The following is a 20,044-nucleotide window of genomic DNA, read 5'->3' on the forward strand; positions in this document are numbered from 1 at the left end:
AGGGCGTGTCCGGCGTACGGCGCCCGGCTGGTGCGGGGCGGCGGCTGCTACGGTCAGGCACCGATACGTAGGTACGACAGAAGGTGGGCACGCGGTGGCAAGGAGCAGCTCGGGATTCGTGGCCGGGCTCACCGCGGCCGCCGTGGCCGTGATCGGCTTCCTCGCCTACCAGGCCTCGGCCGCCGCGCCGTCGGCCGCCGATCTGGCGGCCAGGCCGCAGACCCCGAGCTCGGCCCCCTCGGCCACCACGAGCGGCAGGCCGAAGCCGCCGCCGAAGGACCCGCTGGCGCTGCCCGCCGCCTCCGGCAAGGGCGAGCGCGTGGTCTACGCCCTCGCCGACCACCGGGTGTGGCTGGTGGACGAGAAGAACCAGGTCACCCACACCTTCTCGGTGATGCCCAGCACGGTCTCGCCGCCGCCCGGCGTGTACGCGGTGACCTCGCGCTCCGGCGCGGTGCGCGGCTCGGACGGCGTGCAGATCGAGCACGTGGTGCGGTTCGCGACCGTCCAGGACGTGTCGGTCGGCTTCAGCGCGGCGGTGGACGGCTCGACGCCGAAGCCGGACCCGTCGAAGAAGACCGGCGGCGTGCGGATGAAGCGGGCGGACGGCGACGCGCTGTGGGCGTTCGCGGTGATCGGCGCGAAGATCGTCGTCGTCGCCTGACGCGACCCCTTCGCGGGGCGCTGGCGCGGCCCTGACGCGACTCCTCCCGCAGCCCTGACTCAGCCCTGACGCGACCCCTGCCGAAGCCCTGGCGCGCCCCTCCGCCTGCGGATGCCGCTGCCGCCGCCCCCCGCCCGTACCGCCTAAGCGGCTTCCTCGCGGACCGGGGGCTCCTGGGCGTCGGTCGTCGCCTCGGGCTCGCGCGGCGGTGTCGAGACGGCGCTGGCCGCGGCGCAGGAGGCCAGCAGGTCTCTCATCGAGACGCCGTCCGCGGTGCGCTCGATCCGAACGGCGTGCTCCGGCGTCGCCATGAATGCCTCCCGTAGGTTAGGTACACCTAACCAGCTCGTGAGTCCATGTGACCACGGCGCGGAGCACTGACGCAACATTTTCCCGACACGTTGTCGGAACCTACGTACGTTCAGCCCAGCAGCAGGTCCTCGTCGGCCCACCGGGCGCCGATCCCGTGGAGCACCACGGTCCGGCGGTCGTCGTCGGCGGTGTCCTCGGTCGCGCCGACCACCCGGTGGATCAGCACGTGCAGCCGGTCGTCCGTCAGCTCCTCGACCTTGCCGTCGCCCCACTCCACGACCACCACCGAGTCGGGCAGCGAGACGTCGAGGTCCAGGTCCTCCATCTCGTCGAGGCCGCCGCCCAGGCGGTACGCGTCGACGTGGACCAGCGCGGGGCCGCCGACCAGCGAGGGGTGGACGCGCGCGATGACGAAGGTCGGCGAGGTCACGGCCCCGCGGACGCCCAGGCCCTCGCCGAGACCGCGGGTGAGCGTGGTCTTCCCGGCGCCGAGCTCGCCGGTCAGCATCACGAGGTCGCCGGGGCGCAGCAGTTTCGCCAGGCGGCGGCCGAGCTCCTGCATGCGCTCGGGCGAGTCGACGTCGAGGGTGGCCTGGATGTGCGGAGTGTCCATGTCCGCCAACCTACCCACCCGGCGGCGCCCCCTCCGCCGACCCGTCAGCCGACGGCGACCGCCCCCACCCGCCCGAGGAGGTCGGCGAGCCGGTCGGTGACCGCCTCCGGGTGCTCCAGCATCACCAGGTGCCCGGCGTCCGGCACGATGACCAGCTCCGCGTCCGGCAGCAGGTCGGCGATGGCCTCGGTGTGCGAGCTGGGCGTGACCAGGTCGCGGTCGCCGGCCAGGGCGAGCACCGGCAGCTCGCGGAAGGCCGCCAGCGCCGCCGCCTTGTCGTGCTCGACGAACGCCGGATAGAACTCGGCGACCACGTCGATCGGGGTCGACTCGATCATCCGTTCCGCGAAGCGGACGACCGCCGGGTCCACGTCCTTCGACGAGAACGAGTACTTCTTGATGAGCCCGGCGAACAGGTCGGCGGTGGCCCGCCGCCCCCGCTCCACCAGCTCCGCCTGCGAGCCGAGCGCCCGCAGCACCCCGGGCAGCACCCGGCGCACGGCGTTCACCCCGGCCATCGGCAGCCCGTAGCTGATCTCGTCCAGCTTCCCGGCCGAGGTCCCCACGAAGGCGGCGCCGACCACCCGCTCGCGCACCAGCTCGGGGTACCGGTCGGCCAGCGCCATCATCGTCATCCCGCCCATCGAGTGCCCGACCAGCACCAGCGGACCCTCAGGGGCGGCGGCGTCGATGACGGCCTTGAGGTCGCTCCCCAGCCGGTCGATGGAGACGGGCACGCCGTCGGGACCGGCCTGCTCGACCCCGCGGCCGGACCGTCCGTGGCTGCGCTGGTCCCAGTACACGGTGCGGACCAGACCGCGCAGCGCGGCCCGCTGGAAGTGCCAGGAGTCCTGGTTGAGGCAGTAGCCGTGGCTGAGGACGACGGTGACCGGCGCGGGCTCCTTCCGCCCGAACAGGCGCCGTCTGCGCGGCGCGGGCGCGTCGCCCTCGACCTCGTCGACCTCGAAGTACAGGCGCGTGGAATCGTCGGCGACCGCCCACCCCGGGGCGCCGCGCAGCGCCCCGTAGGGCCCCTCGGCGTCCAGCGCGAGCCGCGCCTTCTCCCGTACGGAACGCCCGACGGTCAGCCGCTCCACCGCGACACCGGCGGCGGCCCCGGCCGCGAGCACCCCTATCGCGGCACCGGCCCAGCCGGCCCGCCGCCAGGTCTCCTCGCCCACGGCCGCCCCGCCCCTCTTACGCGCCCAGGTAGACGCGCGGGACGCGCGCGCCGATCCGGGTGACGATCTCGTACGCGATGGTGTCGGCGGCGTCGGCCCAGTCCTGGGCCGTCGGCTCGCCCCGGTCGCCGGGCCCGAACAGCACCGCCTCGGTACCGGGCTCCGGCCGGTCGCCGCCGAGGTCCACCACGAACTGGTCCATGGCGACCCGTCCGGCCACGGTGCGGACCCTGCCGTCGACGAGCACCGGGCCGCGCCCGGAGGCGTGCCGCGGGATGCCGTCCGCGTACCCCAGCGGGACGAGCCCGAGGGTGGTGTCGCCGGGGGTCGTGTAGTGGTGCCCGTAGGACACCCCGTGGCCGCCCGGCACGTCCTTGACCAGGGCGACGCTCGCCTTGAGGCTCATCACCGGCCGCAGTCCCAGCTCGGCGGAGGTGCCGACCTCGGGCGCGGGCGAGACGCCGTACATGGCGATGCCGGGGCGCACCAGGTCGAAGTGGGTCTCGGGGAGCGTGAGGGTGGCCGGCGAGTTGGCGATGTGCCGCACCTCGGGCGCGACGCCCGCCTTCTCGGCGAAGTCCAGCATGGTGCGGAACAGGTCGAGCTGGGCGGCGATCGACGGATGCCCCGGCTCGTCGGCGCACGCGAAGTGCGACCAGAGTCCGGTCACCTTGACCAGCCCCTGCGCCTCCGCCTTCAGCGCCTCGGTGACCAGCTCCGGCCAGTCGGCGGGCTGGCAGCCGTTGCGCCCGAGGCCCGTGTCGGCCTTGAGCTGGATCCTGGCCCGGCGGCCGGTCTCCCGGGCCGCCTCGACGACCTCGGCCAGCGCCCACATGCCGCTCACCGACATGTCGAGCCCGGCCTCGATGCCCTTGGCCCACGGGTCGCCCGGCGTCCACAGCCAGCACATGATCCGCACGTCCGTCAGACCGGCGGCGCGCAGCGCGAGCGCCTCGTGCGGAGTCGCCGTCCCGACCCAGGTCGCGCCGGCCTCGACGGCGGCGCGGGCACAGGGCAGGGCCCCGTGCCCGTACGCGTCGGCCTTGACCACGGCCATGATCTGAACGTGCGGGGCGACCCTGGCGCGCAGCGCGCGGACGTTCGCGCGCAGCGCGCCGAGGTCGATCTCGGCGCGGGCCCGGCGGGGCGGTGGTGTCTCAGTCATCGCCGCCCAGTCTCTCAGGTCCCCGGGCCCGCTCAGCCTTCCGGCCGTCTGCCCCACACGTAGACCCGGTCGCCCTTGCGCAGGACGCCCCACAGCTTCTTCGCGTGGGCGTTGCTCAGATTCACGCAGCCGCGGCTGCCGGTGGGCGTGGCGATCTGCCCGTAGACGGCGTGGAAGGCCTGGCCGCCGCTGAAGAACTGGGAGTACGGCATGGGCGTGCGGTAGATCGACGACCAGTGGTCCCGGTGGCGCCAGTAGACCGTGTGCCAGCCGGTCCGCGTCCGGTATCCGGCCCGCCCGCTGCGCACGTTGACCACCGCGTACGTGACCCGCTTCCCCTTCTGCACCCACATCAGCTCGCGGTCGAGGTCGACGCAGGCGACGGGGTACGCGCGCACCGGGCACCTCCCGGCGGCGTTGGGGTTCGCGCGGGCGGCGAGCAGCTCGGCCCGGCCCCAGGTCACCGGCCCCGCGTACCCGGTGGCCGGCTTGATCTTCTGGACCCGCTGGAACGCCCGGATGGCCCGGCAGTCCGCCGCGGACTGCTTCCCGTCGGCCTTCAGCCGCAGCAGCCGTTCCACCCGCCGCTGATGGGGCCCGGCCTTCGCGGTGCAGGCGGCCCCGGCGGCGGCGCGCGGCAGGAACTCGACGAGCTCGTCCACCTCCTCCCCGGGCTCGGGCACCGGCGTCTCCCCGTCCGGCCGAAGCGGCGGCAACACCTGGTCGGGCGTGTCCATCGGGTACTCGGCCCGCGCGGCGCCGACCCCGCCCGGCAACAGGTCCTCACCGCCCTCCGGCGCGTCGGCGAGCGCGGGCGACGGCACCACGAGGGCCAGGGCGAACAACAACACGGTGACGCCTCGCCGGCGCCTTCTCCATCTGGTCACCCGCCCATCCCACGCCGCCCCGCCCGCCCGCGCCTGCGGTGCACCACCTGCGGCCCCACACGTTCCGCCGAGTGGCGGCGCGGGCGCGCCCCACCGCCGGGAGCCGCCGGGAGCCGCCGCGGGACCGGTTGCCCGCGGGAGCCGTCCGCCGGAGGTCCCGTTCGCCGGATGCACCGTCCGCCGGAAGCCCCGTTCGCCCGCGGTCCCGTTCGCCGGAGGCCCCGTCCGCCGGAGGCCCCGTCCGCCGGAGGCCCCGTTCGCCCGCGGTCCCGTCCGCCGGAGGCCCCGTCCGCCGGAGAAGCCTCGTCCGCCGGAGGCCCCGTTCAGCCCCCCGTGACGTCCCGCCAGGCCCCCGGCAGCGCCGCCGCCACGTCGCCCGCCGTGACCGGGGCGCCCCGCGAGGCGCGGCGGGCGGCGAGGCCGTGCAGGTAGGCGGCGGCCGAGGCGGCCTCCAGGGCGGGCAGGCCGGCGGCCAGCAGCGAGCCGGCGAGGCCGGACAGCACGTCGCCGCTGCCCGCCGTCGCGAGCCAGGACGTCCCGGTGGGGTTCACCCGGACCGGTCCCGCGCCGCCCGCCCCGCACACCAGCGTCGTCGAGCCCTTCAGCAGGACCGTCGCGCCGAACCGGGCCGCCAGCTCGCGGACCGCCGCGAGCCGCCCCGCCTCCACCTCCTCGCGGGCGACGCCGAGCAGCGCCGCCGCCTCGCCCGCGTGCGGGGTGAGGAGGGTGGCGGCGGGGCGGGCCCGCACCACCTCCGGGGACAGGTCCCGCAGGCCGTCCGCGTCGACCAGGACGGGGACGTCCGTCGCCAGCACCTCGGCGACGCCCGGCCCGTCGCCGAGCCCGGGCCCGACGACCCAGGCCTGGACGCGGCCCGCCTTCGCCGGGGGCCCCGCGTGCACCAGCGTCTCGGGGCGGGCGGCGATCACCGCCTCGCCGGCCGGGCCCACGTACCGGACGGCGCCCGCGCCGCCGCGCAGCGCGCCCTCGACGGCGAGGACGGCGGCGCCGGGGTAGCGGGCGGAACCGGCGACGAGGCCGACGACCCCGCGCCGGTACTTGTCGCTCTCCGCCCCGGGCACCGGCAGCATCCGCGCCAGGTCCTGGTGCTGGAGCGCCTCCAGGTCGGGGACCGAGGGCAGGGTCGCGCCGAGCCCGATGTCGACGAGCCGCAGCGCGCCCGCGTACTCCCGCGCCGGGTCGATCAGCAGCCCCGGCTTGTACGTGCCGAAGGCGACGGTCGCGTCGGCCCGCAGCGCCTCCCCCGTGACCTCGCCGGTGTCCGCGTCGACGCCGCTCGGCAGGTCGACGGCGACGACCACCGCGTCGGAGCCGCGGGCCGCCCGGGCCACGGGCACCGTGTCGGGGCGCAGCCCGCCCCGCCCGCCGATGCCGGTGATCCCGTCGAGGACGAGGTCGGCGACGGCCAGCACGTCGTAGGGGTCGTCGTGCTCGCCGACGACCCGTCCGCCGGCCGCCCGCAGCGCGGCGAGCCCGCCCTCGTGGGCCCGCGCCCCGAGCAGGACGGCCGTCACCCCGGCCCCGCGCCGGGCGAGCCGGGCCCCGGCGTACAGGGCGTCGCCGCCGTTGTCGCCGCTCCCGACGAGGAGCACGACCCTCGCCCCGTACACCCGGGGCAGCAGCGCGCAGCAGGCGGCGGCGAGCCCGGCGGCGGCCCGCAGCATGAGCGTGCCCTCCGGAAGGCGGGCCATCAGTTCGGCCTCGGCGGCCCGTACGGTCTCCACACGATGAGCGGTACGCATGGCACCCACCCTGTCCGCTCGGCGCCCGGCCCGCCACCCTCGGTCCGGCGTGGCGGGCGCCGCCGGGGCCCGTCGTCAGGCTCCCGTCCGCCCCGGGGGCAGGCCGCGAGAGGCGCTAGCCCTCCGCGATCACCACCGCCGAGGCGACGCCCGCGTCGTGGCTGAGCGAGACGTGCCAGTGCCGGACGCCGAGTTCGGCGGCCCGCGCGGCGACCGTCCCGCGGACCCGCAGCCGTGGCTGCCCGGTCTGCTCGACGTACACCTCGGCGTCGGTCCAGTGCAGCCCCGCCGGCGCGCCGAGCGCCTTCGCGAGGGCCTCCTTGGCGGCGAACCGGACCGCCAGCGAGGCGTTCCCCCGCCGTTCTCCGCTGGGCAGCAGCAGCTCGCGCTCGACGAAGAGGCGTGAGAGCAGCCCCGGCGTCCGTTCGATCGACGCCGCGAAGCGGTCGATCTCGGCCACGTCGATCCCCACCCCGATGATCATCTGTCCACTCACTCCACTGTCACGGATTTGGCCAGGTTGCGCGGCTGGTCGACCTCGTTGCCCCGGGCCGTCGCCAGTTCGCAGGCGAAGACCTGGAGGGGCACCGTGGAGACCAGCGGCTGGAGAAGCGTAGGCGTAGCCGGGATGCGGATGAGATGGTCGGCGTACGGGACGACGGCCTCGTCGCCCTCCTCGGCGATCACGATCGTCCGGGCGCCCCGGGCCCGGATCTCCTGGATGTTGGAGACGATCTTGTCGTGCAGGACGGACCGGCCCCGCGGGGACGGCACGACCACCACCACCGGCAGGCCCTCCTCGATCAGGGCGATCGGGCCGTGCTTGAGCTCGCCGGCGGCGAAGCCCTCCGCGTGCATGTACGCGAGTTCCTTCAGCTTCAGGGCGCCTTCGAGGGCCACGGGGTAGCCGACGTGCCGGCCGAGGAACAGCACGGTGTCCCGGTCGGCCAGCGAGCGGGCGAGGGCGCGGACCGGCTCCATCGTCTCCAGGACCCGCTCGACCTCGTCGGCGATCCGGGCCAGCTCGCGGACGACGGCGTGGATCTCGTCGCCCCACTTGGTGCCGCGTACCTGGCCGAGGTAGAGCGCGAGGAGGTAGCAGGCGACGAGCTGGGTGAGGAAGGCCTTGGTGGAGGCGACGGCGACCTCGGGTCCGGCGTGCGTGTAGAGCACGGCGTCCGACTCCCTGGGGATGGTCGAGCCGTTGGTGTTGCACACGGCGAGCACCTTGGCGCCCTGCTCGCGCGCGTGCCGCAGCGCCATGAGGGTGTCCATGGTCTCGCCGGACTGGGAGATCGCGACGACCAGGGTGCGCTGCCCGAGGATCGGGTCGCGGTAGCGGAACTCGCTGGCCAGCTCCACCTCGCAGGGGATCCGGGTCCAGTGCTCGATCGCGTACTTGGCGATGAGGCCGGCGTGGAAGGCGGTGCCGCAGGCGATGATGACGATCTTGTCGGCCTCGCGGAGCACGGCGTCGGGGATGCGCACCTCGTCGAGGCGCAGCCGCCCCTCGGGGTCGATCCGGCCGAGCAGGGTGTCGGCGACGGCCTTGGGCTGCTCGGCGATCTCCTTGAGCATGAAGGAGGCGTAGCCGCCCTTCTCGGCGGCGGAGGCGTCCCAGTCGACGTGGAACGCGCGCACGTCGGCGGGGGCGCCGTCGAAGTCGGTGACGGTGACGCCCTCGCGGGTGAGCTCGACGACCTGGTCCTGGCCGAGTTCGATGGCGGAGCGGGTGTGCGCGATGAAGGCGGAGACGTCGGAGGCGAGGAAGTTCTCGCCCTCGCCGACGCCGACGACCAGCGGGGAGTTGCGCCGGGCGCCGACCACGACGTCCGGCTGGTCGGCGTGGACGGCGACCAGGGTGAAGGCCCCGTCGAGGCGCTTGCACACCAGCCGCATGGCCTCGGCGAGGTCGCCGACGGAGGAGAACTCCTCGGCGAGCAGGTGGGCGACGACCTCGGTGTCCGTCTCGGAGGTGAGGCGGTGGCCGCGCTCGGCCAGCTCGGTGCGCAGCACGGCGAAGTTCTCGATGATGCCGTTGTGGACGACGGCGACCCGGCCCGCGTTGTCGAGGTGCGGGTGCGCGTTGGCGTCGGTGGGCCCGCCATGGGTGGCCCAGCGGGTGTGGCCGATGCCGGTGGAGCCGCTCGACAGCGGGCGGTCCACCAGCTCCTTCTCCAGATTGACCAGCTTGCCGGCCTTCTTCGCCGCGGCGAGCCCCCCGTCGGAGAGCACCGCGACCCCGGCCGAGTCGTAGCCCCGGTATTCGAGCCTCTTGAGACCGGCGATCACGACGTCGAGTGCCGACTGTCCGCCCACATAGCCAACGATTCCGCACATACCGCGCAGCCTACGGCGGAACGGCTCCCACCGGCCGGACTCAGCGCAGCTTGGCCGCCTGCGCGTCGACGACGTCCTGCGGCAGCTCCTTGACCTTGCCGGTCAGGCTGATGGTGGAGAACGCGGCGAGGTTGTTGCCCTTGCGGAAGACGGCCAGCGTGCTCACGAAGGGCTTTCCCTCCATCTCGCTGATCACGGTGAAGGCCACCGCCTCGTCGCCCGCGGTCAGCGGCTCCGGGGTGACCCGGTCGACCTTCGTCTTCTCCCCGCTGGCGCTGATGGTGAACCCGGCGCCGCAGGCGTCCCCGGCCGCCTTGAGCGAGGAGAGGGCCTGCTGGGCGCCCTCCCCCGCGTACGAGCCGAGGGTGATCGCGGTCGCCGGGGCGCCGAGCGCGTTCCGGATGTCGGCCGGGGAGCCCCCGGTCGCCTTCTTCGCCTGGACGGCCTTGCGCTGCACGCTCGCCCCGGGGGTGCCGGGGGCCACCGCGGACATGGCCTCGGCGAGCGGCTCGCAGGCCGCCTTGTCGGCACCGACGTCCCCGCCGTTCACGACGTCCGCCGCGTCCGTCTTCTGCACCAGGTAGCCCGCGAGGTCCGCCTGCGCGACGACCAGCTTGTCCAGCTGCGCCGCGGTCAGCGCCTTGACGTCGGGCTTGGCGGCGGCGGACGCGGAGGCGTCGTTGTCCCCCTTCGGCTTCCCGTCCCCCGCGTCTCCCGAGCAGGCGGTGAGGAGAAGGGCCAGGGAGGCGGCGGTGGCGGCGGTGAGGGCGGTACGTACAGGCATGCGCATGACCGAATGATCACGGCCCGGGACCGCGGCCCACAACCCGTGCGGCGCGTGACCCACCCCACCCCCCACGGCCGCCCCGCACCCAGGACAATGGCGGGGTGATCACTTCGCCGCCACGAAGCCCGAACGGTCCCGCCGGCAACGGAGCCAGGCGGGGGGCCGAGCAGACGCCGTACGTCGATCTCACTCGGGCCGAGTGGAGCGCGCTGCGGGACAAGACCCCGCTGCCGCTCACCGCCGAGGAGGTCGAGCGGCTGCGCGGACTCGGCGACGTCATCGACCTCGACGAGGTACGGGACGTCTACCTGCCGCTGTCGCGCCTGCTCAACCTGTACGTGCAGGCCACCAGCGGGCTGCGCGGGGCTCTCAACACCTTCCTCGGGGAGCGGGCCGAGCAGCGCGGCACCCCGTTCGTCATAGGGGTCGCCGGATCCGTCGCGGTCGGCAAGTCGACCGTGGCGCGCCTGCTCCAGGCGCTGCTCGCGCGCTGGCCCGAGCACCCGCGGGTGGAGCTGGTGACCACCGACGGGTTCCTGTACCCGATGGAGGAGCTCAAGGCCCGCGGGCTGATGTCCCGGAAGGGCTTCCCCGAGTCGTACGACCGCAGGGCGCTGACCCGGTTCGTCGCGGACATCAAGGCGGGCAAGGAGGAGGTCACCGCGCCCGTCTACTCGCACCTGATCTACGACCGGGTGCCGGGCGAGCGGCTCGTCGTGCGCCGCCCCGACATCCTCATCGTCGAGGGGATCAACGTCCTCCAGCCGGCCCTGCCCGGCAAGGACGGGCGCACCCGGGTCGGGCTCGCGGACTACTTCGACTTCTCCGTGTACGTGGACGCGCGCCCGGAGGACATCGAGCGCTGGTACCTCAACCGCTTCCGCAAGCTGCGCGACACCGCGTTCCAGGACCCGTCCTCGTACTTCCAGCGCTACACCCGGGTCTCCGAGGACGAGGCCCTGGACTACGCCCGCACGATGTGGCGGACCATCAACAAGGTGAACCTGCTGGAGAACGTGGCCCCCACCCGCGGCCGGGCGACGCTCGTGGTGCGCAAGGGCCCCGATCACAAGGTGCAGCGGCTGAGCCTCCGTAAGCTCTGAGGATGCTGCACCTTCGCATGATCGTCCCGGCCGACCGCACAGCGGCGGCCGTCGCCCTCATCGACCGGACGGTGGGGACCACCCACGTGGTGGTCCTGCCGGGCGCCGCCCGGGAACCGGCCGGGGACGTCGTGATGTGCGACGTGGCGCGCGAGGCCGGCCAGGAACTCATCCACGGCATGCGGGACCTGAAGATCGATCAGGACGGGTCGATCGCCGTCCAGGACATCGACCTCTCGCTGTCGAACCGCGCGACCGCCGCCGAGGAGGAGGCCCCCGGGCAGGCCGCGGACGCGGTCATCTGGGAGCAGCTGACCGACGCCACCCACGAGGAGTCGACCCTCACCATCACCTACAGCGCGTTCATGATCCTGGCGACGATGATCGCGGCCTGCGGTGTGGTCCTCGACAACGCGATCCTGATCGTGGGCGCGATGGCCGTCGGCCCGGAGTTCGGCCCGCTCGCCGGCATCTGCACGGGGATCGTGCGGCGCTCCGCCCGGCTGGTGCTGCGCTCCTCGTACGCGCTGGTCGTCGGCTTCGCGGCGGCGATCGTCGCGACGACCGTCTTCAGCCTCGGGATGGACGCGCTCGGCCTGTTCAGCGTGGAGAAGCTGGACGCGCCCCGGGTGAACACGGGCTTCATCTGGAAGCCGGACCCGTTCTCCTTCGTCGTCGCCCTCCTCGCGGGCGCGGCGGGCACCCTCTCGCTCACCTCGACGAAGTCGGGCGCGCTGATCGGCGTCGCGATCTCCGTGACCACCGTGCCGGCCGGCGCGAACGCGGCCGTGGCGCTCAGCTACGGGCAGTACGCGCAGATGTGGGGCTCGGTCGAGCAGCTGGCGCTGAACCTGACCGGCATCATCCTCGCGGGCACGGTCACCCTCGTCGGGCAGGTGCTGCTGTGGCGCACCCAGCGCGGGCGGTGGGTGCGCAAGGCGAGGACCCCCGGCAACGGGGTGGGCGGCGGCACCGGCTGACACGGTGTCCGGGGCCGGTGGCGGCCCCGGCCGACACGGCGTCGGCCCCCGCTCCGGAGAACCGGGGGCGGGGGCCGACGGGGTGTCAGGGGGCGGGCCGCCCGTCGCCGGACGGCCCGTCAGCGGGTCTAGCCGAGCGCCGACTTCACGACGTCCGCGAGCCGGCCCGCCACCGAGCGGGCCTGCTCGATGTCGGCGGCCTCGACCATGACGCGTACCAGCGGCTCGGTGCCGGAGGAGCGCAGCAGCACGCGGCCGGTGGAGCCGAGCTCGCGCTCGGCGTCGGCGACGGCGTTGGCCAGCTCGGCCGAGGTGCCGACCCGGGACTTGTCGACGTCGGGCACGTTGACCAGGACCTGCGGCAGCCGCTCCATGACGGCGGCGAGCTCGGCGAGGGACCTGCCGGTGGCCGCGATCCGGGCCGCCAGCATGAGGCCGGTGAGGGTGCCGTCGCCGGTGGTCGCGTGGTCGAGCACGATGACGTGGCCGGACTGCTCGCCGCCGAGCGCGTAGCCGTGCTCCTTCATGGACTCCAGGACGTAGCGGTCGCCGACCGCGGTCTGGACGAGGGCGAGGCCCTCGCGCTCCATGGCCAGCTTGAAGCCGAGGTTCGACATGACGGTGCCGACGACGGTGTCGCCGCGCAGCGTGCCCGCCTCGCGCATGGCGAGCGCGAGCACGGCGAGGATCTGGTCGCCGTCGACCTCGGCGCCGGTCGCGTCCACGGCCAGGCAGCGGTCGGCGTCGCCGTCGTGCGCGATGCCGAGGTCGGCGCCGTGCTCGACGACGGCGGCCTTCAGCAGGCCCAGGTGGGTGGAGCCGCAGCCGTCGTTGATGTTGAGGCCGTCCGGCTCGGCGCCGATGGTGACGACGGTGGCGCCGGCCCGGGAGAAGGCCTCGGGCGAGACGCGGGCCGCGGCGCCGTGCGCCTCGTCGAGGACGATCTTCAGCCCGTCGAGCCGGTTGGGGAGGACGGCGATGAGGTGGGCGACGTACTTGTCGAAGCCCTCGTCGTACTCGCGGACCCGGCCGACGCCGGAGCCGGTCGGACGGTCCCACGGGGCGCCGGTGCGGTGCTCCTCGTAGACGGACTCGATCCGGTCCTCCAGCTCGTCGGCCAGCTTGTGCCCGCCGCGCGCGAAGAACTTGATGCCGTTGTCGGGCATGGCGTTGTGCGAGGCCGACAGCATCACGCCGAGGTCGGCGCCGAGGGCGCCGGTGAGGTACGCCACGGCGGGGGTCGGCAGCACGCCGACGCGCAGGACGTCGACGCCCGCGCTGGCGAGGCCCGCGACGACCGCGGCCTCCAGGAACTCCCCCGAGGCCCGCGGGTCCCGCCCGACCACGGCGGTCGCCCGATGGCCCTCGAAGCTGCCCGCCTCGGCGAGCACGTGCGCGGCCGCGACCGACAGGCCGAGCGCCAGCTCCGCCGTCAGGTCGGCGTTGGCCACACCGCGGACCCCGTCCGTGCCGAAGAGTCGTCCCACAGCTGTCCTCCGAAAGTACGTGCCCAGGGTGTCCGGGGTCCTGCCCAAGAATATGAAACCAAGGTGTGAAAAAGCCGTACGCCCCGGCGGCACGGACAGTGCCGCCGGGGCGTACGTACAAGCAGACCGAGCAGGCGATTAACGCTTGCTGTACTGCGGAGCCTTACGGGCCTTCTTGAGACCGGCCTTCTTGCGCTCGACCGCACGGTCGTCGCGGGAGAGGAAGCCGGCCTTCTTCAGCGCCGGGCGGTTGTTCTCGACGTCCGCCTCGTTCAGCGCACGGGCCACGCCGAGGCGCAGGGCGCCGGCCTGGCCGGACACGCCGCCACCCGCGATGCGGGCGATGACGTCGTAGCGGTTGTCGAGCTCGAGCACCTTGAAGGGCTCGTTGACTTCCTGCTGGTGCACCTTGTTGGGGAAGTAGTCCTCAAGGGTGCGACCGTTGATCTTCCACTTGCCGGTGCCCGGAACGATCCGGACGCGGGCGATGGCGTTCTTGCGACGGCCCAGGCCGGCGGCCGGCTGCGGGTCGCCGAAGCGGGACGCGAGGGACTCGGAGGTGTAGTCACCCTCGACGATCTCGGTCTCGGTGGTGTACTCCTCGACGCCCTCGAACTCGTCGACGGGGGTCTCGGGGGTGGTCTCGGCCACGATGCTCCTCAGATTTCTTTCGTTCTTAGGGGGTGTGGCCGGAACTACTGCGCGACCTGGGTGATCTCGAACGGGACCGGCTGCTGGGCAGCGTGCGGGTGGTTCTCGCCCGCGTAGACCTTCAGCTTCGAGAGCATCTGACGGCCCAGGGTGTTCTTGGGGATCATGCCCTTGATGGCCTTCTCGACGGCCTTCTCGGGGTTCTTGGCCAGCAGCTCGTCGTAGCGGACGGAGCGCAGACCACCCGGGTAGCCGGAGTGGCGGTACGCCAGCTTCTGGGTCTTCTTGTTGCCGGACAGGTGAACCTTGTCGGCGTTGATGATGATGACGAAGTCGCCCATGTCCATGTGGGGGGCGTAGACCGGCTTGTGCTTGCCTCGCAGGAGGTTCGCAGCCGTGGTCGCCAGACGGCCCAGGACGATGTCCTGCGCGTCGATGATGTGCCACTGGCGAGTGACATCGCCGGGCTTGGGGCTAAACGTACGCACTTCGTAGCCTTCGCTTCTTCAGTGGATGGAGTCCAGACACACCTGAAGCGATCATGCAGCTGGGGCCTGCACTGCCGGGACACCGCCCGTATGCGAGCCACTGGTAACTGCTCCAGGGAACCTGCGTAGCGGCCCTTCGCGTGAGAACGACGAAGCCAATACGCACAACAAAGCGCAACGGTACCCGCGCGACCCCCGACGGGTCAAAACGCGGCGGGACCCCAGGTCACCGCGCCCGGTCGACCCGGCGCTCGTCCCACACCGGCTCCGTCGTCTCGCGCACCACGCCGTCGGAGCCGAACACCAGGAACCGGTCGAAGCTCTTCGCGAACCACCGGTCGTGGGTCACCGCCAGCACCGTCCCGTCGTACGACTCCAGCCCGTCCTGCAGGGCCTCCGCCGACTCCAGGTCCAGGTTGTCCGTCGGCTCGTCCAGGAGCAGGGCCGTGGTGCCGGCCAGCTCCAGGAGAAGGATCTGGAAACGGGCCTGCTGACCGCCGGAGAGCTTGTCGAAGGGCTGGTCGCCCTGGCCCTCCAGCTCGTAGCGGCGCAGCATCGACATCGCCGCGCCGCGGTCCTTGGCGTGCTCCGACCACAGGATGTCGACGAGCGGGCGGCCGAAGAGCTCCGGGTGGGCGTGGGTCTGCGCGAAGTGCCCGGGCACGACCCGCGCGCCCAGCTTCCACGTCCCCGTGTGGGCCACCGAGGGGTCGCCGGCCAGCAGCCGCAGGAAGTGCGACTTGCCGGAGCCGTTCGAGCCCAGGACCGCGACCCGCTCCCCGTAGAAGACCTCCAGCGAGAACGGCTTCATCAGGCCGGTGAGCTCCAGGTTCTCCGCCGTGAAGGCCCGCACGCCGGTGCGTCCGCCGCGCAGCCGCATCCGGATGTCCTGCTCGCGCGGCGGCTCCGGCGGCGGGCCGGCCTCCTCGAACTTCCTCAGCCGGGTCTGCGCGGCCGCGTAGCGCGAGGCCATCTCGTGGCTGACCGCGGCCGCCTGCCGCAGGTTGACCACCAGCTTCTTCAGCTGGGCGTGCTTCTCCTCCCAGCGCCGCTTGAGCTCCTCGAAGCGGGCGAACCGCTCCCGCCGCGCCTCGTGGAAGGTGTCGAAGCCACCGCCGTGCACCCACACGTCGGACCCGGCCGGGCCCGGCTCGACGGCCACGATCTTCTGCGCGCCCCGGGAGAGCAGCTCCCGGTCGTGGGAGATGAAGAGCACGGTCTTGCGGGTCTCCCGCAGCCGCTCCTCCAGCCAGCGCTTGCCGGGGACGTCCAGATAGTTGTCCGGCTCGTCGAGCAGCAGCACCTCGTCGTTGCCGCGCAGCAGGTACTCCAGGACCAGCCGCTTCTGCTCGCCGCCGCTGAGCGTGCGCACCTGGCGGAACTGCGCCTTGTCGTACGGGACGCCCATCGCGGCCGTCGTGCAGATGTCCCAGAGGGTCTCGAACTCGTAGCCGTGGACCTCGGCCCAGTCGCTGAGGGCCTGCGCGTACGCCATCTGCGCGGCCTCGTCGTCGACGGTCATGATCCGGTGCTCGGCCTCGTCGACCGCCTTCGCGGCGGCCTTGATGCGCGCGGGCGCCACCGAGACCAGCAGGTCACGGACGGTGGACTCGTCCCGCACGGAGCCCACGAACTGCGGCATGACGCCGAGCCCGCCGCTCACGGTGACGGTGCCGCCGTGCGGCTGGAGCTCGCCGGCGATCATCCTCAGCAAGGTCGTCTTGCCGGCGCCGTTGGCCCCGACCAGGGCGACGACGGCGCCCTCTCCGACCCGGAAGGAGGCGTCCCCGAGCAGGACCCTCCCGTCCGGAAGGTAGTACTCCAGATGCGCGGCCTCGACATGTCCCATGAGGGGCATTGTCACCGCCCCACCCGTCCGATCCCAAGCGGATTAGGATGCGCGGCATGAGCTTCGGGGGACCACAGTGGCCGCAGCAGGGCCCGGAACAGCAGCAGCCGTACGGACAGCAGCCGCCGCCGCAGGCGTGGCAGAACGGGCCGCAGGGGGGCGCCCAGGGGCCCTGGCAGCCGGGCCCGCAGCCCCAGCAGGTGCCGCAGCAGGTGCCGCAGCAGCCGAATCCCTTCCCGGGGGCCCAGCAGGGCCACACCCCGGACTGGGGCGCCCTCGCCGACGCCTCGGCCGCCCGTAACAAGCGCAGGCGCGGCCTGCTGATAGGCGGCGGCGCCCTCGCCGTGGTCGCCGTGGGCGCGGTCGTCGCCACCTCCGTGGTCCTGACCAACAAGAAGAACAACGAGGCCACGAACAGGCCGATCACCGCGACCGGCTCCGCCGCCCCCAGCCACTCCGCCGGCCCCGCGCCGACCTTCTCCTCGGTCGCCCCGCTGCCCCCGCCGAACCCGATGGACTTCCTCGACGACGCGAAGAAGGACAAGGCGCCGCTGAGCGCCGAGGGCCTCTTCCCGGGCAAGAAGCTGACCATGAGCGGGCGCCCGTACCAGAAGGGCGCGACCGCCTCGACGACGAACTGCGCGGCCGTCACCCAGGGCCGACTCGGCTCCGTCCTGAAGGCCAACGGCTGCACCCGGGTGATCCGCGCCACGTACGTGCGGGACGGCGTCGCCGTCACCGTCGGCGTCGCCGTCTTCCCCACCGACGACCAGGCGCTCAAGGCGAAGAAGCAGGCGAGCGGCGGCATCGCGCCGCTCACCGGCTCCGGCGTCGGCGACTTCTGCCACCAGACCGTCTGCCTGCGCCGCACCAACGCGGTCGGCCGGTACGTCTACCTCACCCAGACCGGCTTCACCAGCGGCAAGAAGGTCACCACCGGCGACAAGCCGGTCTTCCAGGCCGCCGACGACCTCGGCACCTTCACCTTCAACCAGATCTACGCCCGGGGCCGCGCCCAGGCCTCAGCAGCAGCCGGCGCTCCCGGGGAGTGAGCGCTTGTTGCGCGCCTCCTTGTTGCGGGCGGCGAGCTGGTCGTCGGCCGGGTAGCCGACCTCTTCGAGGGTGAGGCCGTGCGGCCGTACGACGTGCACGGCCGAGTCCCGCACGCCCGCGGCGAGCACCTTGCCGGGCCACTCCACCGGCCGGTGCCCGTCGCCCACGAAGAGCAGCGCGCCGACCAGCGAGCGGACCATGTTGTGGCAGAAGGCGTCGGCCTTCACCGTGGCCTCCAGCACCCCGTCCGGGCGCTGCTCCCAGCGCAGCTCCTGGAGCGTGCGGATGGTGGTGGCGCCCTCCCGCCGCTTGCAGTAGGCGGCGAAGTCGTGCTCGCCGACGAGCCGCTCGGCGGCGGCGTTCATGGCGTCCATGTCGAGGGCCCAGTCGTGCCACAGGACGTGCCCGCGCAGCAGCGGGTCGACGCCGCCGGGGTTGTCGGTGACGCGGTAGGCGTAGCGGCGCCAGATCGCCGAGAAACGCGCGTTGAAGCCCTCCGGGGCCTCGGACACCCTCCACACCCGCACATCGTGCGAGAGGCGCCCCGCGAGCCGCCGCAGCAGCTTGTCGTGGTGCTCCTCCCACAGCGCGACGGGCAGATCGACGTGGGCGACCTGGCCCCGGGCGTGCACACCCGAGTCGGTGCGGCCGGCGACGGTGAGCTCGTACGTCTCCTGGGAGCGGGTGACCGTCCTCAGGGCGTCCTCGATGTCGCCCTGCACGGTGCGCCGCCCCTGGGCCTGCTTGGCCCAGCCGGAGAAGTCCTTGCCGTCGTACGAAAGGTCCAGCCGTACCCGTACGAAACCGGGCTGTACGTCATCGCTCACGCGGAAATCCTCTCAAACACACGGGAACGGGCCCGCACCCCAAGGGGTGCGGACCCGTCCACGAGAAATGCCGGAAGACGCTTACGCGTCCTTCGACTCCTCGGCCGGAGCCTCGGCGGCCGCGTCGGCCTCCTTGACGGCGCGCACGGTGGCGGCCTCGGCCTCGGCGACGGTCGCCTTCTTGGCGATCTCGCCCTCGACCAGCTCGATCACGGCCATCGGGGCGTTGTCGCCACGACGGTTGCCGATCTTGGTGATACGGGTGTAACCACCCGGACGCTCCGAGTAGCGCGGGGCGATCTCGGTGAAGAGGGTGTGGACGATGCCCTTGTCGGTGATCGTCTGCAGCACCAGGCGACGGTTGTGGATGTCGCCCTTCTTCGCCTTGGTGATGAGGCGCTCGGCGACGGGACGCAGGCGACGGGCCTTGGCCTCGGTCGTCGTGATGCGGCCGTGCTCGAACAGCGACTTCGCCAGGTTGGCGAGCAGCAGCTTCTCGTGAGCGGCGGAACCGCCGAGGCGGGCACCCTTCGCGGGACGCGGCATGGTGATTCTCCTTGGTGTCTGCCCTGGCCGTATGAGGTACCGGGGTCAGTGTCCGAGCGGGCGGTCACCCGTCGGAGATCCGGAGACGCCCCGAAGGGGCGCCCCGGAAGGGGCGCGGGGCGGAGTCGATCTACGGCTCCGCCGTGTGGGCGCGATCAAGCACAGCGCACCCGCGCCCGGGTACGGACCGTGAGGTCCGAGCTCTTAGTACTGCTCGGTCTCGACGAAGCCCGCGTCCGCGTCGTCGTCGGCGCCGAAGGCGTCGGCGGCGGCGGTCGGGTCGAATCCGGGCGGGCTGTCCTTGAGGGCCAGGCCCATGCCGGCCAGCTTCGCCTTGACCTCGTCGATCGACTTCGCACCGAAGTTGCGGATGTCGAGCAGGTCGGCCTCGGAACGCGCCACGAGCTCACCCACGGAGTGGATGCCCTCGCGCTTGAGGCAGTTGTACGAACGAACGGTGAGCTCGAGCTCCTCGATCGGCAGCGCGAGGTCGGCGGCCAGGGCGGCGTCCGTGGGGGACGGGCCCATGTCGATGCCCTCGGCGTCGATGTTGAGCTCGCGCGCCAGACCGAACAGCTCGACCAGGGTCTTGCCGGCGGACGCCATGGCGTCGCGCGGGCGCATGGCCTGCTTGGTCTCGACGTCGACGATCAGCTTGTCGAAGTCGGTGCGCTGCTCGACACGGGTCGCCTCGACCTTGTACGTGACCTTCAGCACCGGCGAGTAGATGGAGTCGATCGGGATGCGACCGATCTCCTGGCCCACCTGCTTGTTCTGCACGGAGGAGACGTAGCCGCGACCGCGCTCGACGGTCAGCTCCATCTCCAGCTTGCCCTTGCCGTTGAGCGTGGCGAGGACGAGGTCGGCGTTGTGCACCTCGACACCGGCCGGGGGCGCGATGTCGGCGGCGGTGACCAGACCCGGACCCTGCTTGCGCAGGTACATCACGACCGGCTCGTCGTGCTCCGAGGAGACGACCAGCTGCTTGATGTTCAGGATGAGGTCGGTGACGTCCTCCTTGACGCCCGGCACGGTGGTGAACTCGTGCAGGACACCGTCGACACGGATGCTGGTGACAGCAGCGCCGGGGATCGACGAGAGGAGGGTGCGGCGGAGAGAGTTGCCGAGGGTGTAGCCGAAGCCCGGCTCCAGCGGCTCGATGACGAACCGGGAGCGGAACTCGTCGACGACCTCTTCGGTCAGCGAAGGACGCTGAGCGATAAGCATGTCTTCGTTTCCTTCGTTTGTGGACGCCCACTATTTGACGTCCGACAGGTACTGCGAGGTACAGCCAAGGGTACGGGCGGCACGTCCCCTTTACGGGGTCGTACCGCCCGGACACTCAAAG

Annotated in this window: 20 protein-coding genes; 4 read left to right on the top strand and 16 right to left on the bottom strand. The window is 72.9% G+C overall.

Annotation, left to right across the window (positions count from 1 at the left end; all coding sequences use genetic code 11):
* Nucleotides 1–118 precede the first annotated feature (118 nt).
* Nucleotides 119–664: a L,D-transpeptidase gene (locus AB0Q96_RS16630; RefSeq protein ID WP_365326075.1), complete on the top strand. Its 546-nt coding sequence runs from the start codon at nt 119–121 to the stop codon at nt 662–664.
* A 143-nt stretch (nt 665–807) separates the two neighbouring features.
* On the opposite strand, the gene AB0Q96_RS16635 is transcribed toward AB0Q96_RS16630, so the two are convergent.
* The 9 genes from AB0Q96_RS16635 to AB0Q96_RS16675 all read right to left on the bottom strand — a co-directional run bounded on the left by AB0Q96_RS16635 (nt 808) and on the right by AB0Q96_RS16675 (nt 9,709).
* Complete coding sequence (locus tag AB0Q96_RS16635; protein ID WP_365325972.1) at nt 808–975, bottom strand: hypothetical protein; 168 nt, start codon at nt 973–975, stop codon at nt 808–810.
* Nucleotides 976–1,085: 110 nt separating this feature from the next.
* Nucleotides 1,086–1,589 carry a tRNA (adenosine(37)-N6)-threonylcarbamoyltransferase complex ATPase subunit type 1 TsaE gene (gene tsaE / locus AB0Q96_RS16640; protein ID WP_365325974.1) on the bottom strand — a complete coding sequence of 168 codons (504 nt, stop codon included), beginning with the start codon at nt 1,587–1,589 and terminating at the stop codon, nt 1,086–1,088.
* 44 nt (nt 1,590–1,633) lie between these two features.
* On the bottom strand, nt 1,634–2,770 hold the full coding sequence (locus AB0Q96_RS16645) for an alpha/beta hydrolase (RefSeq protein ID WP_365325976.1): 1,137 nt from the start codon (nt 2,768–2,770) through the stop codon (nt 1,634–1,636).
* A gap of 16 nt (nt 2,771–2,786) precedes the next feature.
* Nucleotides 2,787–3,935, bottom strand: coding sequence for an alanine racemase (alr, locus tag AB0Q96_RS16650; RefSeq protein WP_365325978.1), 1,149 nt, complete (start codon nt 3,933–3,935; stop codon nt 2,787–2,789).
* 32 nt (nt 3,936–3,967) lie between these two features.
* Nucleotides 3,968–4,786 (bottom strand): L,D-transpeptidase family protein, encoded by an 819-nt coding sequence (locus AB0Q96_RS16655; RefSeq protein WP_365325980.1) that lies wholly within the window; start codon nt 4,784–4,786, stop codon nt 3,968–3,970.
* A gap of 359 nt (nt 4,787–5,145) precedes the next feature.
* Complete coding sequence (locus AB0Q96_RS16660) at nt 5,146–6,585, bottom strand: NAD(P)H-hydrate dehydratase (RefSeq protein WP_365325982.1); 1,440 nt, start codon at nt 6,583–6,585, stop codon at nt 5,146–5,148.
* A gap of 115 nt (nt 6,586–6,700) precedes the next feature.
* The gene (locus AB0Q96_RS16665; protein WP_365325984.1) at nt 6,701–7,069 is read right to left on the bottom strand and encodes a holo-ACP synthase; all 369 of its coding nucleotides are present in this window, start codon (nt 7,067–7,069) and stop codon (nt 6,701–6,703) included.
* 8 nt (nt 7,070–7,077) lie between these two features.
* Nucleotides 7,078–8,925, bottom strand: a complete 1,848-nt coding sequence (glmS, locus tag AB0Q96_RS16670) for a glutamine--fructose-6-phosphate transaminase (isomerizing) (RefSeq protein WP_365325986.1) — start codon at nt 8,923–8,925, stop codon at nt 7,078–7,080.
* A 40-nt stretch (nt 8,926–8,965) separates the two neighbouring features.
* Entirely contained in the window at nt 8,966–9,709 is a 744-nt protein-coding gene (locus AB0Q96_RS16675; RefSeq protein ID WP_365325988.1) for a hypothetical protein, read from the bottom strand.
* 104 nt (nt 9,710–9,813) lie between these two features.
* On the opposite strand from AB0Q96_RS16675, the gene coaA reads away from it, so the two are divergent.
* Together coaA and AB0Q96_RS16685 are read left to right on the top strand one after the other, a co-directional pair.
* Nucleotides 9,814–10,815, top strand: a complete 1,002-nt coding sequence (gene coaA / locus AB0Q96_RS16680; RefSeq protein ID WP_365325990.1) for a type I pantothenate kinase — start codon at nt 9,814–9,816, stop codon at nt 10,813–10,815.
* A 2-nt stretch (nt 10,816–10,817) separates the two neighbouring features.
* Nucleotides 10,818–11,795, top strand: coding sequence for a DUF389 domain-containing protein (locus AB0Q96_RS16685; protein ID WP_365325992.1), 978 nt, complete (start codon nt 10,818–10,820; stop codon nt 11,793–11,795).
* A gap of 128 nt (nt 11,796–11,923) precedes the next feature.
* Here the strand turns inward: AB0Q96_RS16685 and glmM are convergent, their stop codons facing one another.
* The 4 genes from glmM to AB0Q96_RS16705 all read right to left on the bottom strand — a co-directional run bounded on the left by glmM (nt 11,924) and on the right by AB0Q96_RS16705 (nt 16,270).
* Nucleotides 11,924–13,282 carry a phosphoglucosamine mutase gene (glmM, locus tag AB0Q96_RS16690; RefSeq protein ID WP_365325994.1) on the bottom strand — a complete coding sequence of 453 codons (1,359 nt, stop codon included), beginning with the start codon at nt 13,280–13,282 and terminating at the stop codon, nt 11,924–11,926.
* Between the two features lie 138 nt (nt 13,283–13,420).
* Nucleotides 13,421–13,933 carry a 30S ribosomal protein S9 gene (gene rpsI / locus AB0Q96_RS16695; protein WP_030750225.1) on the bottom strand — a complete coding sequence of 171 codons (513 nt, stop codon included), beginning with the start codon at nt 13,931–13,933 and terminating at the stop codon, nt 13,421–13,423.
* 44 nt (nt 13,934–13,977) lie between these two features.
* Nucleotides 13,978–14,421 carry a 50S ribosomal protein L13 gene (rplM, locus tag AB0Q96_RS16700; RefSeq protein ID WP_365325996.1) on the bottom strand — a complete coding sequence of 148 codons (444 nt, stop codon included), beginning with the start codon at nt 14,419–14,421 and terminating at the stop codon, nt 13,978–13,980.
* A 226-nt stretch (nt 14,422–14,647) separates the two neighbouring features.
* A complete protein-coding gene (locus tag AB0Q96_RS16705; RefSeq protein ID WP_365325998.1) occupies nt 14,648–16,270 on the bottom strand; it encodes an ATP-binding cassette domain-containing protein in 1,623 nt (540 codons plus the stop codon).
* Nucleotides 16,271–16,326: 56 nt separating this feature from the next.
* Here AB0Q96_RS16705 and AB0Q96_RS16710 point away from each other — a divergent pair, with 56 nt between their 5' ends.
* Nucleotides 16,327–17,322, top strand: coding sequence for a hypothetical protein (locus tag AB0Q96_RS16710; RefSeq protein WP_365326000.1), 996 nt, complete (start codon nt 16,327–16,329; stop codon nt 17,320–17,322).
* Here the strand turns inward: AB0Q96_RS16710 and truA are convergent.
* From truA to AB0Q96_RS16725, 3 genes are all read right to left on the bottom strand, one after another.
* Nucleotides 17,293–18,150 (bottom strand): tRNA pseudouridine(38-40) synthase TruA, encoded by an 858-nt coding sequence (gene truA, locus AB0Q96_RS16715; protein ID WP_365326002.1) that lies wholly within the window; start codon nt 18,148–18,150, stop codon nt 17,293–17,295. The genes AB0Q96_RS16710 and truA overlap by 30 nt on opposite strands.
* Nucleotides 18,151–18,231: 81 nt before the next feature.
* Nucleotides 18,232–18,696, bottom strand: coding sequence for a 50S ribosomal protein L17 (gene rplQ, locus AB0Q96_RS16720; RefSeq protein WP_015035596.1), 465 nt, complete (start codon nt 18,694–18,696; stop codon nt 18,232–18,234).
* Nucleotides 18,697–18,900: 204 nt separating this feature from the next.
* Nucleotides 18,901–19,923 carry a DNA-directed RNA polymerase subunit alpha gene (locus AB0Q96_RS16725; RefSeq protein ID WP_361166044.1) on the bottom strand — a complete coding sequence of 341 codons (1,023 nt, stop codon included), beginning with the start codon at nt 19,921–19,923 and terminating at the stop codon, nt 18,901–18,903.
* Between the last annotated feature and the right edge of the window lie 121 nt (nt 19,924–20,044).

The organism is Streptomyces sp. NPDC093111, assembly GCF_040683955.1.
Classification (GTDB): Bacteria; Actinomycetota; Actinomycetes; order Streptomycetales; family Streptomycetaceae; genus Streptomyces.